Source organism: Nitrospirillum amazonense (assembly GCF_029594735.1).
GTDB classification, from domain to species: Bacteria; Pseudomonadota; Alphaproteobacteria; order Azospirillales; family Azospirillaceae; genus Nitrospirillum; species Nitrospirillum amazonense.
On sequence record NZ_JARPAF010000004.1, the window covers coordinates 1341718 to 1357650 of the forward strand.

The window sequence follows — 15933 nt, forward strand, 5'->3', positions numbered from 1 at the left end:
CGCGCCCTCTCCAGGAGTAGCATCCCGTGCCCAAGAAAAGCGGAGTCGCCATCGTCGTCGGCTCCTTCCACAAAAATGAATGCGAGACGATGCTGGCCGCCGCCGCCGGGGCCATCAAGGAACGCGGCATGACGCTGCGCGCCGTGGTGCGCGTGCCGGGCTCCTATGAAAAGCCGCTGGCCACCAAGCGCCTGCTGCAGCGCGACGACGTCGACGCCGTGGTGGTGCTGGGCATCATCGAGCATGGCGAGACGGCGCACGGCCGCGTCATGGGCCAGTCGGTCAGCGACGCCCTGGTCAACATGCAGCTGGAATTCATGAAGCCGATCGGCATCGGCATCATCGGCCCTGAGGTCTTCCCCACCCAGATTCAGCCCCGCCTGGTGGGTCATGCCGTGGCCGCCGTGGCCGCCGTGGAGGTCATGCTGATCGGCGCCGAATCCCCCTACGAGGTCTGATCATTCAAGCCCGCCGCCCTGGCTTGGCCGGGGCGGCGGCATGGCACGCCAGCGCTTTCGGCGCGCCTGGACAGGGCCGACTTCGACTATCCCGGAAGCGGATCGATGACCGGACGCCTGGGAAAGGCCGATGACCGCAGACGTGATGGACACCCCCAAGCCGACGCAGACCGACGGCCTGCCCGACCGCCCCCGGTTCTGGGCCATGGCCGCCATCCTGACGGCGGTGGGCATGGCCACGCTGGACACGGCCATCGCCAACACCGCCCTGCCCACCATCGCCGGCGATTTCCACGCCACGGCCGCCGATTCCGTCTGGGTGGTGAACGCCTATCAGCTGGCGGTGGCCGCCGCCGTGCTGCCGCTGGCCTCGCTGGGCGACCTTCTGGGACAAAAGCGCGTCTACCTGGCGGGCCTGGCCCTGTTCGCCCTGTCGTCGCTGGCCTGCGGCATGGCGCCCACCCTGTTCCTGCTGGAAGTGGCGCGCGTGGTGCAGGGCCTGGGCGCCGCCGCCATCATGAGCGTCAACATCGCGCTGATCCGCCACATCTATCCCGCCCGCATCATGGGCCGGGGCTTCGGCCGCAACGCCCTGGCCGTCGCCATCTCCTTCGCCATTGGACCCACCGTCACCTCAACCATCCTGTCGGTGGCAACCTGGCATTGGCTGTTCCTGGTGAACGTACCGTTCTGCCTGCTGGCTTTGGGCTTGGCTACCGTCACCCTGCCCGCCATTCCGCCCCTGGGCCATCGCTTCGACGGCGTGGCCGCACTGCTGACCGCAGGCCTTTTCGCCCTGCTGGTGCTTGGGATGGGCGAGGCGGCGCACGCGGCGTCCTGGCCACAGCTAGCGGTGGAGCTGGCGGGGGCCGCCCTGTGCGGTTTCCTACTGCTGCGCCGGCAGCGCGGTCATCCCGCCCCCATGCTGGCCATCGACCTGTTCCGCAACCGGGTTTTCGCCCTGTCGGCCCTGACCTCGGTCTGCACCTTCATCGCCCAGGGCCTGGCCTTCGTCGCCCTGCCCTTCCTGTTCCAGTCGGTCATGGGCCGGACAGCGGTGGAGACGGGCCTGCTGATCACGCCCTGGTCGGTGGTGGTGGCGGTCATGGCCCCCATCGCGGGCAAGCTGTCCGATCGCTATCCCGCCGGCGTCCTGGGCGGCTTAGGTCTGGCCATGCTGTGCCTGGGCATGGCGCTGGTGGCGCTGATGCCGGCCCAGCCATCCGGCTTGGACATCGCCTGGCGCCTGGGCGTCTGCGGCGCCGGTTTCGGCTTTTTCCAGTCGCCCAACCTGAAGGCGATCATGAGCAGCGCCCCCCTGCACCGCAGCGGCGGGGCCAGTGGTATCGTCGCCACCGCGCGCTTGCTGGGCCAATCGACCGGTGCCGCGCTGACCGCCGCCTGCTTCGGCCTGCTGGCCAACCATGACCTGACCTATGGCGCCACGCTGGCCCTGTGGCTGGGCGCCTTCGCCGCCGGGGCCGCCAGCGTCGCCAGCTTCCTGCGCCTGACAGTGAAGCCTCAGGCCGCGGCCTGAACCTGCTGGACCACCGTCTCGCACAGGCGGTGGGTTTCCAATGCATCGCGGGCGCTCAAGACGCGGCCGGCGCGCAGGGCGCCCAGGAAATGGTCCACCGCCTGGCGAATGCCGCGCTGATCCGACACGGGCGTCCAGTCGCCCCGCCGGGTGCTGGTGTGGGTGCCGGCCTCGGCGATGTGGATGTCGGCCATGTCAACGACACGGTGGCGCAGGGCTTGGCCGTCACGCCCCATGCCCGACACTTCCAGCACCTCTTCATTCACGCCGGCCACCCGGTTCATGGTCCCGATGGCGGTGCAGGCCGTGGCGCCGTCGCCCCCAGCAAGGGTCAGCACCACATGGTGCAGCAGGCCGTCCCGCACGCGGGCGTCCACCCGCAGGTCACGCACCGGCGCCGGCATGAGGAAGCGCAGCGTGTCCACGACATGGATGAAATCATCGAACACCACCATGCGCGGCGTGTCGGCCAAATCGACGCGATGCTTCTGCATCAGCACCAGGTCCCGGGGGGCCGCCGCCAGGGCGGCGTAGGCCGGGGCGTGGCGGCGGTTGAACCCGACCATGAGGCTGACGCCGCGCGCCTCCGCCAAATCCACCAGCCGCTCAGCGGCGGCGGCGGTATCGGCCAGCGGTTTGTCGACATAGGTGGGGATGCCGGCCGTCAACAGCCGGGTCACCAGTTCCTCATGCGCCGCCGTCGCGGCATGGACGAAGGCGGCGTCCAGTCCATCGCGCAGCAAGGCATCCAGATCGCTGTGGGCGTGGGCCACGCGCCAGTCGGCGGCGATGGCATGCACCTTGTCCGCGTCGCGGGACATCAGCGACAGCGTGACGTCACCGCGCGCCGCCAGGACCGGCAGGTAGGCCTTGCGGGCGATATCCCCCAAACCAATCATCGCGACACGCATGCATCCCCCGGTAGTCCCTAGATATCCGGCGGGAACCTTAGCGCCAGGCGGGCGGAAAAAACCAGCCGCCGTCGGACACGATGTCGCATGCAGTTTCAAATTAGAGGGTGAATCGTACAATCGGCGGCGACGGAACAGCGGCACCCTGCGCCGTAAAACGGCCCCCGGGCGGGGACCTGACTGACGGGAGCCGCAGCGTTCATGGATAGCGATTTCCATCATGGGAATATATCCCCGTTATCCCGCCTTTACGGCCCAATCCTGAAAACAGGAACATTCCGGAAGGCCCGGCTCGCGCACCTTCCGCGACACTTCCTCAATCCCGGAAATGGCAGGCATGACGAAGAAATTGGCGGGCAAGGTGGCCCTGGTCACTGGTGGCTCGCGCGGCATCGGGGCCGCGACCGCGAAAGCCTTGGCCGGCGCAGGGGCGGACGTGGCGATCAGCTACCTGGCCTCATCCACCTTGGCCGACACCGTGGTGCGGGACATGCGGGCGGCGGGCCCCCGTGCGGCGGCGTTCAAGGTCGATCAGGCCAACCCACGCGAGGTCGAGGGCCTGGTTCGCAGTGTCGTGGCCCAGTTCGGCCGTCTGGACATCCTGGTGAACAACGCCGGCATGTTCGCCACCGGTGACGTGGATGATCTCGACTGCGACATCGAGGCGCTGACCCGGCAGTACGCCGTGAACCTGGCCGGCGTCGTCACCGCCATCCGGGCGGCGTCGCGGGTGTTGGCGGACAACGGCCGGATCATTACGGTGGGCGCCTGCGTGGCGGCCCGCGTCGGCTTCCCCAGCCTGGCCGACTATACCGCCGCCAAGGCGGCCGTGGCCGGCTATTGCAAGGGTGCCGCCCGCGACCTGGCCCCCCGCGGCATCACCGTGAACGTGGTGCAGCCCGGGTCCATCGACACCGACCTCAATCCCGCCAACGGACCCTTCGCGCCCGTGCAGGCCGCGATGAACGCCTTCGGGCGCTATGGCCGGCCGGAAGAGGTGGCGGCCGGCATCCTTTTCCTGGCGAGCCCGGATGCCTCCTTCGTCACGGGCTCGGTCCTGACCATAGATGGCGGTTACGGGGCCTGACGCCGCTTTCGCGTCCTCGGACGCCAGTAAAGTGCCCTGGCGATCCTGGATGTTCCCAACACCCCGGTTATAAAGGCCGCCCGCCTAGCAGGCCACGCCCGGGAAGGGAATGACCTCCCCATCCCGCCCCTCGCGCACTGGCCAGGGCCGTGCGGGGCCGACGGCGCCATTCAACAAGCCGAACGCCAGCGGGCAGGCCATGTCCTGCACCAGGGCCACCATGAGGTCGCGGGCGGCCATCAAATCGGCGGTCAGGAATCCCTCGGTGAAGCGGCCATGGACGCCGTGCACCAGCGCATGGGCGTCGGCGGATCGGCCCTGGCTGCGCCAAAGCCGCGCCAGGCTGAGGGTCGCGCGCAACTCCCACGACAGGGCTTCCTGCTGCCGCGCCCAGGCTATCGCGTCGTGGAAAAGGGCCTCCGCCGCCTGCGCGGCACCCAGGCGCACGGCGCTGGAACTGTCCTGCCGCAAGAGCAGCTCACCCTTGATGCGCAGCAATTCGGGCATGGCCCAATGGATACCGCGCGTCTCCGACCGGCCCAGCGCCTGATCGATGACCTGCAGTCCCTCGCGCGCCTGGCCGGCCTGACCCAAGGCATCCGCCCATTCGCCCAGATAGCCGATGTAACGCAGGGCGAAGTTTATCGCTTCCAGGTCTGCCATCGCGGCGCGCATCCCGGCCAGGCCGGCCGCGCGCTCATCCCGCAGTGTCTGCAGCCGATGTTTGAAATAGCGGCCCATCACCGCCCACGGTCCCAGGCCATGACGGGTGGCCTGGTCCTGCAGCAGCCCGACATAGCGATCGGCCGCGGCCAAATCCCCTACCAGCAGGGACACCTGGCAGGCAGCGGTGGACAGGACGTACCCCAGCGTCAGGGCATGGTCCAGCTGTTGCGCCTCCTCCACCGCCATGGCCACCATGGCCGCTGCCTGGTCGGGAAAGCCCTGGATCCACAGGATGAAGGAAAGCGGCACGCACGCCGCAACCCGCTGGTCGTACTGGTAACGCACCAGGTGACCGCGATGATTGGGTCGGACATAGCGGCGCAGCCCATCCTCGATGTGCTGCCGGCCGGCGGCATGATCACCAATCAGATGCAGGGCGAAGCCCCGTATGCGATCCGCCGCAATCAGATCCACCGGATCGGCCGACCGCACCGCCACGGCGCGGAACTGCTCAGAAATCTCCAGCGCCTGGCTGTAGCGGCCCTCATTGAAAGTCTCGACGTACAGGCCCCACAGGGCGCGCAGCTGATAGTCGATGTTGTCCAGATGGCGCGCCAGGGTCAGCGCCTGGCCCAGCACCGCCCGGATTTCCGGCCCCGGCCCCTTGGTGTAGATCAGCGACAGGCCCAGGGCCGCCAGCAGGCGCAGCATCCGTTCCGCATCCGGGCCCGGCGCCAGCTCCGCCGGCGACGATGGCGGCACAATGTCCAATGCGCGACGTACTGCCTCGCGGCATTCGTTCATCAGCGACAGTTGCATCCACAGCGGCACGGCCGCGGCGGTGAGAGAAAGGCCCAGGCTGGCGTCCCCTTCCGGCCCGAAAGCCCAGATGAGGGCGGCGCGCAAATTGTCGATCTGCCGGCCGTAGACCTCCAGCCATTCCGCCGTGGGCCGGTGATCCCATTCCTGTTCCGCCCGCACCAGCAGGTCGCGGTGGCATTCGGCATGCCGACGCAACAGACGAGGCAGCTCCCCGCTTTCCATCAGCTTTTCCAGGGCATAGGCCCGAGTCATCTCCAGCAACTTATAGTGGACATAGTTACCGCTAACATCCGCAATCAAAAGCGACTTGGCCACGAGGTTCGACAACGCCACCAGAATGTCGGTCTGGCTGAGCAGCGTGTCGCCAGCCACGGTCGCGGCGGATTCCATGGTGAAACCACCGGCGAAAATCGCCAGACGATGCAGCACCGTCCGCTCCGCCACAGGCAGCAGTTCATAGCTCCAGTCCAGCATGGCGCGCAGCGTCTGGTGCCGGGGCAAGGCGGTGCGACGGCCCCGCACCAACAGGGCGAAGCGGTCGTTCAAACGGGTGGCCAAGCCACGCAGCCCGAACAAGTCCAGGCGGGCGGCCGCCAGTTCGATGGCCAGCGGGATGCCGTCCAGGCCACGGCAAATCTCGGACACCAGCGGCACGTCGGCATCAGTGAAGGTGAAGGTGTCGACACAGGCCGCGGCCCGCTCCGCGAACAGGGCCACGGCCGAGTAGCCTAGGGCCTGGGCAGCGTCGACGGAGGCGGTCACCGGCGGGGTTTCGAGCGAGGCCAGGCGCTGCACCCACTCCCCCTCCGCCCGCAGTGGCTCGCGGCTGGTGGCCAGGATATGGACGCCCGGGGCGCCCCGCAGCACGGTCTCGGCCAGCACCGCCGCCGTTCCCACCACATGCTCGCAATTATCCAGGATCAGCAGCAGTTTCTTGTCCTGCAGGATGGCGCCCAGGTCGGCGATGCGATCGACCGAGATGCCGAGAGCCCCGGCCAGCACGCTGGCCGCCAGCGTGGCGTCGCCCAGGGTCGCGTCCGTCACCGGCGCGAAATCCACAAAGCGCGCGCCATCGGCATAGCCGGCCGCAACCGCTTCGGCCAGGGCCAGCGCCACCGTCGTCTTGCCGATGCCGCCCGGCCCGACAAGGGTGACGAAGCGACGGGCGGGCAACTGTTCGGACAGGGCGCGGACAAGGGCTTCCCGCCCCACGACGCGGGTCAGCCGAACGGGCAGGTTATGCCCCGCCAAGTCCCCCCCGGTGCCGCCGGGCGGGGGCGGCGGCGCCGAGACCGGTTCCGGCATCCCGTCCAAGCGCATCACCGGCGCCACGAAGCAATAGCCCCGTCCGGGAACATTGGCGATGTAGCGGGCGCCATCGCGGCCCTCGCCCAGGGCCTTGCGCAGGGCGGCGATATTGACCCGCAGGTTGGCGTCATCGACATAGGTGTCGGGCCAGACATTGGCCACCAGGTCGTCCTTGGCCACCACCTGGCCAGCGCGTTCCGCCAGGACGATCAGGATGTCCAAGGCCCTGCTGCCAAGGCGCAGCGGCACGTCACCGTCCAACAGGATCTTGCGCCCCGGCGAAAGACGGAAAGGGCCGAACGTGAGCAGCCGTTCGGAGCCTGAACCAACCGTCGTATCGGTCATGCCACGCGCCCCACGGTCCCACCCCCTTTGCGGCGGGGACCCGTCGTCAGGTCCCCAATAAAATGGCGATATCTGCCGCAACCCGGCTTATGGCGCCTCAATGCCAATGAAACTCACCAAGAAATCCCGTCACGGGCAGGGATGCCCAGGGGAACAGGAACACCAGGCGGAACCGTTGGAACATACGGCCGTATTCCTTCAGACGCGGCGAGAGGAATGCCGGCCGCCCCGCCGCCAGCGAACGAAATGATGCTGGCGCATGAGGTCGCGGCGGGCAATCCTCCAAGAGGCAATACCCCATCGAGACAGCCAGATTTTAAAAAATCCCGCAGTTTTCGCCTATCCGCGTCGTCTCCATGTCCATTTCGTTACTAGTGGAGCGCCGGTTGACGGCAACTTACAACAAATTACAGCACTTAATTCGCCATCACGGCGGGCTGACGGCAGACTTCCCCCATCGCAAGGACAGCCTTCCGCGGGGTGCGGGGGCACCCATGACGGGGGGCAGCCATGATGGACGCAGGCCAAGGGAACATCGAAACACCGGCCGCCACTGACACACAGTGGATCGCCGCGGTGGTGGTGAAGCTGCTGGACGACGCCGGCGACATCCTGGACAGCGACCGCGACGCGGCGCGCGTCTGCATCGCCCGTGCCGCCGCCTTCCTGCGGGGAGAGGCCGCCCCCGCCGCCGGCCGGACGGATGGGGCCCGGCGAGAGGCCAAGGGTTTCCCGCCCGCCGTCCCGGCGCGACCGGCGACCACCGAGCCCTTGCGCGGCGGTTTGGCCCCCTGGCAGATACGCCGCGTGATCAGCCATATCGACGCCAATCTGGCTGGCGCCATCCGCATGGACGACTGCGCCACCGTCACGCGGCTCAGCACCCGCTATTTCTCGCGCGCGTTCAAGAGCAGCTTCGGCGTGCCACCGCATACCTATGTGGTGCAGCGCCGCATACAGCAGGCGCAGCACCTGATGCTGACCACCCAGGAACCGCTGTGTCAGATCGCGCTGGCCTGCGGCCTGTGCGACCAAGCCCATTTCTCCAAGCTGTTCCGGCGCGTCGTGGGCCTCAGCCCCAGCACCTGGCGGCGGCAGTGGCGCGACGCCCCGTTGGAACCGGTTTTCCAGACCGAAGCGGCCTGATTCCCGTCGCTACAGGGGGACGGGCTGGAAGCTGGCGCGGTACTGGCTGGGCGTCATGCCCATGTTCTTGACGAACACCAGGCGCATGCGGTTGGCACTGCCGAATCCGCTATGGAAGGCGACCGTCTTCAGGGGAAGGTCGCCGCCCTCCAGCAGGTTACGGGCAGCGTCCACCCGCGCCCGCTCCACGAATTCGGCCGGCGTCACCTTCGCCTGCTGCACGAAAACACGGGCGAAGTTGCGCGCGCTCATGCCCGCCACCTCCGCCATGCTGGCCACCGTATGCTCCTGCGCCACATGCTGCATGACATGGGTCTGCACGCGGGCGATGGGGGAACCGTCATCCGCAGGAAGCGTGAGATAGGGGCTGAACTGCGACTGGCCGCCCTGGCGCTGCGCCACGACCACCAGGCGCTTGGCCGTGGCAAGCGAAATGGCGGCCCCATGATCCTCCGCCACCAGGGCCAGGCACAAGTCGATGCCGGCGGTGACGCCGGCCGAGGTCACCAGCGGACCGTCGCGCAAGTAGATACGGTCCAGCTCAACCCGCGCGGCGGGAAAGCGCTCCGCCAACGCCGGTGCGTTCTGCCAATGGGTGGTGGCGGCGCGGCCGTCCAGCAGGCCGGCTGCCCCCACCGCGAAAGCGCCGGTGCAGATGGAGCCGTAGCGCCGGCAACGCGGCGCCGCCACGCGCAACCATTCCACCAGCCCGGGGTCCATCGGACCCCTGGGCAGGTCCGGCCCGCCCGCCACCAGCAGGGTGTCGAAACGATCGGCCACCGGGTCGATGACCCGGTCGGCCGCGAGGTACAGGCCGTTGGAGGCGCGCATCGGTCCGGCCGCCGTGCCCAGCACGGTCAGGGCGTAGCGATCCTGCGGCGGCAGGAAGCCGTTGGCCTCCGCGAAGACGTCCAGCGGACCCGCCACGTCCAGGGCCTGGACGCCGGGAAAGATGGCGATGGCGACGGTACGCACGGAACGACCCCCGACTTCTGGTTCAATGGCTGGGATCTTGGTGAAGAGACCCTAACTTTGGCAGTAAACGACGTATCGATGCAATTACTGCCAGAACCGGACAGGCATGAAACCGGCAACGCCTGGCGCAACGCCACCGCCCCGAGCACCTGCCGTCAGTGGTGGGCGAGGCCTTGATTCGCACGCCGTTTACAACATTTCACTGCACAACCGTCCCGAAACGGCGCCACCATCGTGTCACGGATAGCTTTCCCCACGGGGGGCGGGCGGCCGCGCAGCGCTTGGGATGCGCGGGTATGCGGCAGTGACGTTATCTTCCGCCGCCCCACCCAATTGACCAAAGGATTGAAAACAACTTGAGTTTTGCACGTCAAATCAGGGCATATTGCTGGGGTGAGAAAGGACCCTATGCAGATCACCAGCAACAGCTTTCGTGATGGCGGCCGCCTCCCCGATGCCTGCGCCTACGCCGTCACTTCCGGCATCGGCCGCGTCCGGCCGGGCCCCAACCGCAATCCGCATGTGGCGTGGAGCGACCCGCCGGCGGGGACGCGGTCCTTCGTGCTGACCATGCACAGCCCCGACGCCCCGCACCGCTGGAACGACGCCAATCGGGAAGGTAGGACCCTGTCACCCGACCTGCCCCGCGTGCCCTTCTATCACTGGATTCTGATCGACCTGCCCGCCCGGACGCGGGAGGTTAAGGAGGGCCGGCACAGCGCCGGTATCACCAACCGCGGCAAGCAAGGCCCCTCGGCACCGGAACCGGCGGGCGCCCGGCACGGCCTGAACGACTTCACCATCCTGTTCCTGGAGGACAGGGCGCGGACGGGCGACTATTACGGCTATGATGGTCCCTGCCCGCCGTGGAACGACAGCATCTTCCACCGGTACATCTTCACCATCCATGCCCTGGACATTCCGCGTCTGCCGGTGGTGGGTCCCATCAACGGCACCTCCACCCTGCTGGCCATGGCGGGGCATGTGTTGGACCGGGCCAGCATCGTGGGCGGCTATTCCCTGAACCCGGCCCTGCTGGGCACGAGTTGACACCGGTCACCTTGGGATGCTCCCCCTTACGGGCCCGGCGTCTCCACCGCCACGCCGGCCGTCCGGCCCCGCAGCGGATACAATGCCGCCAGGCTGATGAGGGCGGCACCAGCCAAATAGGCGCCGACATAGGGCAGCCCACCCGATTGGGCCAGCGACTGCGCCAGCACGGGCGCGATGCCGCCACCCAGGATGCCGCCCAGGTTGAAGGTCATGGACGTGCCGGTATAGCGCACCCGCGCCGGGAACAGGCTGGGCAGCCAGGCGCCCAGGGGACCGTAGACGAAGCCCATGACCAGCAAGGCCAGGCACAGGAACAAAGCCACCACCGTCAGCGAGCCGCTGGCCATCATCGGGGCCAGGGCCAGGCCCACCAGCACCGTCATGACGCAGCCGGCCATCAAGACCCGGCGGGGCGAGGTCAGATCCGCCCACCAGCCGGCCGCGATGATGCCCACGGCCAGGAACAGGATGGCGCCCAACTGCACCCCGAGGAAGGCCGTGCGGCTGTAGCCCAGGGTGGTGGTGCCGTAGCCCAGGGCGAAGGCCGTGGCGAGGTAGAACAGGGCGAAGCAGGCGATGGCGGCGAAGGTGCCGCCCAAGGTCTGGCGGGGGAAGTCACGCGCCACCTCGGCCAGCGGCACGGCGGGCGGCGGCCCCTCCTCCAGCGCCTTGGCGAAGGCCGGCGTCTCCGTCAGCTTCAGGCGCACCCACAGGCCCAGCAGCACCAGGACGGCGCTGCCCAGGAACGGCAGGCGCCAGCCCCAGTCATGGAACTGGGCCGGCGTCAGGAATTCCCCCAGCAGCAGGAACAGCCCGTTGGCGGCGATGAACCCCACCGGCGCGCCGATCTGCGGAAACATGCCATACCGGGCGCGGTGGCTGGGCGGCGCGTTCTCCACCGCCAGCAGGACGGCGCCGCCCCACTCCCCACCCAGGCCGAAGCCCTGGCCGAAGCGCAGGACGCACAGCAGGAAGGGGGCGAGCCAGCCGATGCTGTCATAGGTGGGCAGCAGGCCGATCAGCACCGTCGATCCGCCCATCAACAGCAACGAGGCCACCAGCGTGGACTTGCGCCCGATGCGGTCGCCGAAGTGGCCAAAGACGATGGAGCCCAGCGGCCGCGCCAGGAAGGCGATGCCGAAACTGCCATAGGCGGCCATCAATTGGGCGGAAGGCGACGCAACGGGGAAGAACAGCGGCCCGAAGACTAGCGAGGCGGCGGTGGCGTAGATGTAGAAGTCATAGAACTCCACCGCCGTGCCCACCAGGCTGGCGACAAGGATGCGCGCCGAAGACGGGGTACCGCCCGCTGCGTTTGACATTTTATTTCAACCCCGATTTTCAACCGTTCTTATCCGTTCCTTGGGGTATGGCGGGCGGATGCCATGAGGTCAAGGCCAAGTCCCGAGATCCTCCTGCATACGGAGCCATTGACAGAAGTTATGAAATATAACAGTGTTGGCCAAGCACGGTTCGTAGAAGACCGGCGGGGAGGATTAAAAGCATGGCTCCAGCACCACACCGCGTTCGCATCGCCGACGGGCCCGCCGCACGTTATGCCGGCCGACACCGTATCGGCCCCGCGCAGCCTTAAGCACCGCCTGTACCCAAGCACCAAACGTCGGCGCCCCGGGCAATCCGGAGGCCGCCCAATAAAATCCGAGGGAGGCATTACAAAATGGTAAAGGCTACTTTACAGGCCACTTCCGCGGCGATGGCGACGGCCATGGCTTTATGCCTGTCCGCATCGGCCCTGGCGCAATCGGCCCCTCAACCCGCAAGCGACACGCTGCAGGAGATCGTGGTGACGGCCGAACGGCGCACCGAGAACCTGCAGAACGTGGCCATCGCCGCCATGGCGATCAGTGGCGACAAGCTGGCCGACAAGGCCGTGACGCGCCTGTCGGACCTGCAGTTCGCCTCGCCCGCCCTGACGGTGACGGATGCCGGCCTGACCCAATCGGTCAACATCCGCGGCATCGGCCTGGCCAGCGGATCGCCCCAGGTGGCCAACGGCGTGGCCACCTATATCGACGGCCTGTTCCAGCCGCCCATCGTCACCACCAACAGCTTCTACGACATCGCCAATGTCGAGGTGCTGCGCGGCCCCCAGGGTACGCTGGTGGGGTCGAACTCCACCGGCGGCGCCATGTTCATCACCAGCAAAAGCCCCGAGCTGGATCGGGTGGAGGGCTATGGCGAGGTCGCCTACGGCAACTACGCCGCTGTGGCGACGCAGGGCGCCATCAACATCCCCCTGACCGATACGCTGGCGATCCGCCTGGCGGCCAACCATCGCGAGCACGACAGCTATTATGACGACGTCGGCCCCTATCACAACCAGCCCGGCGGGCTGAACGAGACGGACGGGCGGCTGGGCGTGCTGTGGCACCCCGGCGCCTTCCAGGCGCTGCTGAAGGTGGAGGCGGCGAACAAGAACACCGGGGGTTACGCCTACCGCCCCATCCCAGGCACCCAGTATGCCGATGACGCCGTGCCCGGCATCCGCAACCTGGACTACAACGCGCCCACGCAGAATTCCGAACGCGCCATCATCAACAGCCTGGAACTGCGCTATGAGTTCGAGGATGGCATCACCGTGCGGTCGTTGAGCGGCTTCCAGAACAAGCGCATCAACAACCTGTACGACAGCGACGCCACCACCGCCGCGACCCAGACCGAACAACAATATGTGCGCGAACGGGAATGGACAGAGGAGGTCAACATCCTCTCCCCCACCGACGGCGCCTTCAACTGGATCGTCGGCGGCTATTACCAGCGCAACAAGATCGATGTCGACATCCTGAACGAGAACGCGGGATTCCCCACCAACATCGGCACCAAGAACAACAAGCTGACCACCGGCGTCTTCGCCCAGGGCGGCTACAAGATCACGCCGGACCTGGAACTGCAGGTCGGTGCGCGGGAAAGCTGGTTCCATGTCACCGGCGACGGCGGCGTCTACATCGGCCGCGGGATTCCGGGCTTCCCCGGCAACGGCCTGAAGGTGGCCGACACAGCCGGCCGGCATGACGACAGCATGCCCACGGGCAAGGTGGCGCTGAACTGGAAACCCGACGCCGACACCCTGTTCTATGCCTTCGCCGCGCGCGGCTACAAACCGGGCGGCTTCAACTCCTCCACCTCCCAATTCGCCCCGGAAACGGTATGGGATTATGAGGTGGGCTGGAAGACCACGCTGCTGAACGGCCACCTGCGCACGCAGTTGGGTGCCTTCTATAACGACTACAAGGGCTTCCAGTTTGGCCGTATCGACCTGACCAATGGCCAGAACGGCGTGACCAACCTGTCGGACGCGACCATCAAAGGCATCGAGGGCCAGGTGCAGGCCAAATATGGCGGCTTTGGCGTGGATGCCGGCTTCGCCTATGTCGACAGCCAGCTGGGTTCCGTCACCGTGGTCAATTTGCGCCAGCTCCCCTCCGGCACCCTGGGGCCGCAATGCCCCGCTGGCACGGCCAGCAACCCGCCCACCTGTTTCGACTACACCAGCTATCTGCGCACGGGCGGCGGCGGGCCCAACCTGTTCTCGCCCAAATGGACCGGCAATGCCGGCGTCGACTACACCGTCGATCTGCCCGGCGGCATGACCCTGACGCCCCGTCTGAACATCGCCTATGTCGGGCCCAGCTATACCGACATCCTCTATTCCCGCGTGACCGATTACCTGGCCGGCCGCACCCTACTGTCCGCCCTGGTCACGCTGCGCGCCGGCGACTGGACGGTGGAGGCCTACGGCACCAATCTGACCGACCGGAAGTACGTCACCGGCCAGTCCGGCAACAACGAATTCTATGGCGCGCCGCGTGAATACGGCCTGCGCCTGCATGTCGAGTTCTGACCCGCCCAAGAGAGGGAAACATCCCATGCCATCCCGTTCCCGCGCAGCATTGGGCCTGGCCGCCAGCGCCAGCCTGCTGGCCCTAACCGCGACCGCGCACGCGGCGGAACCGGACCTGAAAGGTCGCTGCCTGGCGCTTGAAAAGACCATGGCCGGCCATTGGCCGGACGCCGACACCCGCATCGTCTCGTCCACGCCGCAGGCCGCCGGCCCCATCACCCTGCCACCCATGATGCCGGGCGCCCCAGGCACCCCGGTGCAGCTGCCGGAACATTGCGAAGTCTACGGCGTGATGCATGAGCGAACCGGCGTGGACGGCCAGGCCTACGCCATCCGCTTCCATGTCCGCCTGCCCACTACCTGGAACCAGGGCTTCTTCTTCCAGGGCGGCGGCGGCACCAACGGCGAGGTCGGCAACGCCATCGGCCCAACGGGGTCGGACACGCCACCGGCCCTGCTGCAGGGTTACGCCGTGGTCAGCCAGGACTCCGGCCATGACAACGCCCGCAATACTGATCCGACACACGGCGGCACCGCCGCCTTCGGCTTCGACCCGCAAGCGCGGGCCGACTACGGCAATGCCTCGCTGAAGCCGGTGGCCGACGCGGCCAAGGCCTTGGTCGCGGCCTTCTACGGCAGCACCCCCCACCGTTCCTACTTTGTCGGCTGTTCCAAGGGTGGGGAGGAAGGCATGGTCTTCGCCCAGCAACATCCGGAAGAGTTCGACGGCATCCTGGCCAGCGCCCCCGGCTTCGCCTTGCCCCGCGCCGCGCTGGCCCAGGCGTGGGACGTGCAGGCCTTTGCCGCGTTGGCCAAGGGACCGGACGGCCAACCGTCGTTCCCCCTGCTGTCCGCCGCCTTCAGCGACGCCGACCTGGGCCTTGTCCGCGACGCGGTGCTGGAAGCGTGCGACGCCGACGATGGCGCCAAGGACGGCATCGTCGGTACCTTCGCCCAGTGCACCGCCGCCAAGGTGGCGCCGGCGCTGAAGACCCGCACCTGCGCCGGCGCCAAGGTGGACGGCTGCCTCAGCCCCAACCAGGTCACCGCCATCACCCAGTCCTACGGAGGCCCCCGCACCAAGGCCGGCCAGGCGATCTACAGCGACTGGCCCTGGGATGCCGGTGTGGCCGCCCCCGGCTGGCGCATCTGGAAGCTGGGCTTGGCCGACAAGGTGCCCAGCCTGAACGTCGCCTTGGGCGGCGCCTCGCTGGCCTCGGTCTTCACCACACCGCCCACGCCCCTGCCGCCGGATCCGCAGGCGCTGCTGCGCTGGCAGATGGGCCTGGACATCGACCAGGTGGCGGCTCAGCTGACGGCGACCAGCGCCACGTTCCCCCGGTCAGCCTGGCAGGACGTGTCGGCACGCTCCCCCGACCTGTCCGGCCTCAAGGCGCGGGGCGCCAAGCTGATGGTGCCCCACGGCGCCTCCGACCCCGTGTTCTCCATCAACGACACCTTGGCCTGGTGGCGGGAGGTGGACAGCCGCCAGGGGGGCAAGGCCGCCGCCTTCGTCCGGGTCTTCCCCGTGCCGGGCATGAACCATTGCGCCGGTGGCCCCGCCACCACCCATTACGACGCCTTCGGCGCCCTGGTGCGCTGGGTGGAGCAAGGCCAGGCGCCGGACCGCATCCTGGCCAGCGCCGGGCCGGACACCCCCTGGCCCGGCCGTACCCGGCCCCTGTGCCCCTACCCCAAGGTGGCGCGCTATAAAGGCACGGGTGACCTCAACAGCGCCGACAGCTTCGACTGCGCGTTGTGAG

At 67.9% G+C, this 15933-nt stretch carries 11 protein-coding genes; 7 read left to right on the forward strand and 4 right to left on the reverse strand.

Translation table 11 applies throughout. The annotated features are described in order from the left end of the window. Nucleotides 1-26: 26 nt before the first annotated feature. On the forward strand, nt 27-458 hold the full coding sequence (locus tag P5F91_RS26695) for a 6,7-dimethyl-8-ribityllumazine synthase (protein ID WP_246134332.1): 432 nt from the start codon (nt 27-29) through the stop codon (nt 456-458). A gap of 130 nt (nt 459-588) precedes the next feature. After that, a complete protein-coding gene (locus P5F91_RS26700) occupies nt 589-1995 on the forward strand; it encodes an MFS transporter (RefSeq protein ID WP_246134333.1) in 1407 nt (468 codons plus the stop codon). On the opposite strand, the gene P5F91_RS26705 is transcribed toward P5F91_RS26700, so the two are convergent. Further along, nucleotides 1980-2906 carry a Gfo/Idh/MocA family protein gene (locus P5F91_RS26705; RefSeq protein ID WP_145610219.1) on the reverse strand — a complete coding sequence of 309 codons (927 nt, stop codon included), beginning with the start codon at nt 2904-2906 and terminating at the stop codon, nt 1980-1982. The genes P5F91_RS26700 and P5F91_RS26705 overlap by 16 nt on opposite strands. A gap of 337 nt (nt 2907-3243) precedes the next feature. Between P5F91_RS26705 and P5F91_RS26710 the strand changes: the two genes are divergently transcribed. Continuing rightward, complete coding sequence (locus P5F91_RS26710) at nt 3244-3993, forward strand: SDR family NAD(P)-dependent oxidoreductase (protein WP_145610220.1); 750 nt, start codon at nt 3244-3246, stop codon at nt 3991-3993. A gap of 84 nt (nt 3994-4077) precedes the next feature. Here P5F91_RS26710 and P5F91_RS26715 read toward each other — a convergent pair whose 3' ends face one another. Beyond that, a complete protein-coding gene (locus P5F91_RS26715; RefSeq protein ID WP_145610221.1) occupies nt 4078-7134 on the reverse strand; it encodes an ATP-binding protein in 3057 nt (1018 codons plus the stop codon). 510 nt (nt 7135-7644) lie between these two features. Between P5F91_RS26715 and P5F91_RS26720 the strand changes: the two genes are divergently transcribed. Next, nucleotides 7645-8280 carry a helix-turn-helix domain-containing protein gene (locus tag P5F91_RS26720; RefSeq protein ID WP_145610222.1) on the forward strand — a complete coding sequence of 212 codons (636 nt, stop codon included), beginning with the start codon at nt 7645-7647 and terminating at the stop codon, nt 8278-8280. Between the two features lie 9 nt (nt 8281-8289). On the opposite strand, the gene P5F91_RS26725 is transcribed toward P5F91_RS26720, so the two are convergent. After that, the gene (locus tag P5F91_RS26725) at nt 8290-9255 is read right to left on the reverse strand and encodes a GlxA family transcriptional regulator (RefSeq protein WP_145610223.1); all 966 of its coding nucleotides are present in this window, start codon (nt 9253-9255) and stop codon (nt 8290-8292) included. 408 nt (nt 9256-9663) lie between these two features. Here P5F91_RS26725 and P5F91_RS26730 point away from each other — a divergent pair, with 408 nt between their 5' ends. Beyond that, nucleotides 9664-10305, forward strand: coding sequence for a YbhB/YbcL family Raf kinase inhibitor-like protein (locus P5F91_RS26730; RefSeq protein ID WP_145610224.1), 642 nt, complete (start codon nt 9664-9666; stop codon nt 10303-10305). 26 nt (nt 10306-10331) lie between these two features. On the opposite strand, the gene P5F91_RS26735 is transcribed toward P5F91_RS26730, so the two are convergent. Beyond that, nucleotides 10332-11630, reverse strand: coding sequence for an MFS transporter (locus P5F91_RS26735; RefSeq protein ID WP_145610225.1), 1299 nt, complete (start codon nt 11628-11630; stop codon nt 10332-10334). 404 nt (nt 11631-12034) lie between these two features. Between P5F91_RS26735 and P5F91_RS26740 the strand changes: the two genes are divergently transcribed. Both P5F91_RS26740 and P5F91_RS26745 read left to right on the forward strand, forming a co-directional pair. Next, nucleotides 12035-14170: a TonB-dependent receptor gene (locus P5F91_RS26740; protein WP_277908730.1), complete on the forward strand. Its 2136-nt coding sequence runs from the start codon at nt 12035-12037 to the stop codon at nt 14168-14170. Nucleotides 14171-14195: 25 nt separating this feature from the next. After that, nucleotides 14196-15932: a tannase/feruloyl esterase family alpha/beta hydrolase gene (locus P5F91_RS26745; RefSeq protein ID WP_145610227.1), complete on the forward strand. Its 1737-nt coding sequence runs from the start codon at nt 14196-14198 to the stop codon at nt 15930-15932. Nucleotide 15933: the final 1 nt, after the last annotated feature.

Excerpts from the sequence above, each read along its gene's own strand:
- P5F91_RS26745 (WP_145610227.1), top strand. The coding sequence starts at position 14,196 with ATGCCATCCCGTTCCCGCGCAGCATTGGGCCTGGCCGCCAGCGCCAGC.
- P5F91_RS26700 (WP_246134333.1), top strand. The coding sequence starts at position 589 with ATGACCGCAGACGTGATGGACACCCCCAAGCCGACGCAGACCGACGGC.
- P5F91_RS26705 (WP_145610219.1), bottom strand. The coding sequence starts at position 2,906 with ATGCGTGTCGCGATGATTGGTTTGGGGGATATCGCCCGCAAGGCCTAC.
- P5F91_RS26730 (WP_145610224.1), top strand. The coding sequence starts at position 9,664 with ATGCAGATCACCAGCAACAGCTTTCGTGATGGCGGCCGCCTCCCCGAT.
- P5F91_RS26740 (WP_277908730.1), top strand. The coding sequence starts at position 12,035 with ATGGCTTTATGCCTGTCCGCATCGGCCCTGGCGCAATCGGCCCCTCAA.
- P5F91_RS26720 (WP_145610222.1), top strand. The coding sequence starts at position 7,645 with ATGATGGACGCAGGCCAAGGGAACATCGAAACACCGGCCGCCACTGAC.
- P5F91_RS26710 (WP_145610220.1), top strand. The coding sequence starts at position 3,244 with ATGACGAAGAAATTGGCGGGCAAGGTGGCCCTGGTCACTGGTGGCTCG.
- P5F91_RS26715 (WP_145610221.1), bottom strand. The coding sequence starts at position 7,134 with ATGACCGATACGACGGTTGGTTCAGGCTCCGAACGGCTGCTCACGTTC.
- P5F91_RS26735 (WP_145610225.1), bottom strand. The coding sequence starts at position 11,630 with ATGTCAAACGCAGCGGGCGGTACCCCGTCTTCGGCGCGCATCCTTGTC.